Source organism: Microvirga sp. P4_G7, assembly GCF_056401005.1.
This window is the reverse complement of record NZ_JBFUKD010000803.1, coordinates 1-1,485: the sequence shown is the minus strand read 5'-3', so window position 1 is coordinate 1,485 and position 1,485 is coordinate 1. Positions and strand designations below refer to the sequence as shown.

Below are 1,485 nucleotides of genomic sequence, written 5' to 3'. Positions count from 1 at the left end.
GTCGGCGACCGTTTCGAGCATGTAGGTGACATCGAAATCAAGCGATAGCGGCTCGCCGTTCTTCTTCTCGTAATCAGCCCTGTAGAACACTTTCGCCATGTGATGATTGTCGTCGATGACCGTCACGTCGACGTGACGCACATTCATGCGCTGTGTCCCGATCGACTTGTAGAATGCGTAACCCTTCTTGAGCGTGTCGACGAAGCTGGCGTCGTTGCGTCCGCATCCGACTCCATCGGGGCCGGCTGCGATGAAACAATCGGTGAAGTTGGCACGGATGCCATCGATATCCGGAGTGTCGCCGAGGGATCGGTTGTAGCACTCGGTGTATGACCTGAAGAAGGCCTCGAAATCGGTCGTCATGAAATGCCTCCGCGTCGGCCCGCGCGAACGGTCGCCGTCGCGAGGATTTTCAGGCTCCGCGTGGAGCGGGCCCATAAGCTGCAAAGAAGACGCTGATGGCGCTCTCGACGTTCCGTTTGATTTCATCCTGGCTCGGAGGACCGCCGACGGCAAAGAGCATGCGGCGCAATATTCCGCTTTGGCAAAGATCGAGAAAATGCTGGGCGGCCATCGTGGTATCGGCGATCTGGAAATGTCCCGCCTCCACGTGCCGGTCGAGATAAGTCTTCAGGCGATTGATCCCCTGGCGCGGGCCAGCCTCGTAGAACATCTGCCCGAAGCGAGGAAATTTTTCCGCGGAGCCGATCACCATTCGGATCGATGAAACGTGGTCCGGCTGGCCGAGGTAGCTGAGGTAGGTTTCACCCAGCCGCGTCAAAACCGCGCGGACATCGGGGCTGTCCATGTCGAGCTTGAAGAGGACTTCGGCGAGGCACTTCTTCTCCTGGATCGTCAGGGCCTCGAAGAGTGCTTCCTTGCTGTCGAAATAGACGTACAGCGTGCCTTTCGACACACCGGAAACCTTGGCGATCTCGCCCATGCTGGCGCCGTCGAAGCCGTGTCCGAGAAATACTTGGCGGGCGCCGTCGAGAATCTGACGACGCTTCGATTTCTCGGTTGCGTCGTCCGGCGTCGTTACGTCAGGGCCTAGATTGGCGTCGACCATCGTCTCCCGTCCCGCGTATTCAGGTGTGATTTCGCACACGCAGCATATTGACCGAACCGTTCAGTCAAATCATATAGGTTCCATATCCTGGTTCAACCAGAGCGGCAAGATTTTTAGCCGAGGTCCGATTCCAGGTCCAAGCATGCCTCTTGAGGGTTCAACTCGATGGCCTATCGTGACGAATTCGCCCGTGCCGACGGCGGCAAGCCGGACGCCATGGATGGCAAGGCTCCGAGCCCGGCCGTTCCGCCTCCCCATGACGCGCTGGCCAAGCCACAACAGCCGACGGCCGAGACTGCAAAACCAGAGACGAAAGCCAAGTCGAAGAGCAAGTTCGGCAAGAAGCCGATCATCTTCGCAGTGATCGCCGCGGGATTTGCCTTTGGCGCCTACGAGGGCGCCAACTGGTGGCAGAC

Annotated in this window: 2 protein-coding genes and 1 pseudogene; 1 reads left to right on the top strand and 2 read right to left on the bottom strand. The window is 58.7% G+C overall.

All coding sequences use genetic code 11. The features are described from left to right. On the bottom strand, nucleotides 1-363 hold a 363-nt coding region (locus tag AC1DT3_RS20835), incomplete at its 3' end, for a hypothetical protein (RefSeq protein ID WP_477467105.1). 49 nt (nucleotides 364-412) lie between these two features. Further along, the gene (locus AC1DT3_RS20830) at nucleotides 413-1,069 is read right to left on the bottom strand and encodes a TetR/AcrR family transcriptional regulator (RefSeq protein WP_477467106.1); all 657 of its coding nucleotides are present in this window, start codon (nucleotides 1,067-1,069) and stop codon (nucleotides 413-415) included. Nucleotides 1,070-1,234: 165 nt separating this feature from the next. Here AC1DT3_RS20830 and AC1DT3_RS20825 point away from each other — a divergent pair. Then, nucleotides 1,235-1,485, top strand: a pseudogene (locus tag AC1DT3_RS20825) (hypothetical protein); the annotation flags it as partial.

Coding starts and splice junctions, on each gene's coding strand:
- AC1DT3_RS20830 (WP_477467106.1), bottom strand. CDS start 1,069: ATGGTCGACGCCAATCTAGGCCCTGACGTAACGACGCCGGACGACGCA.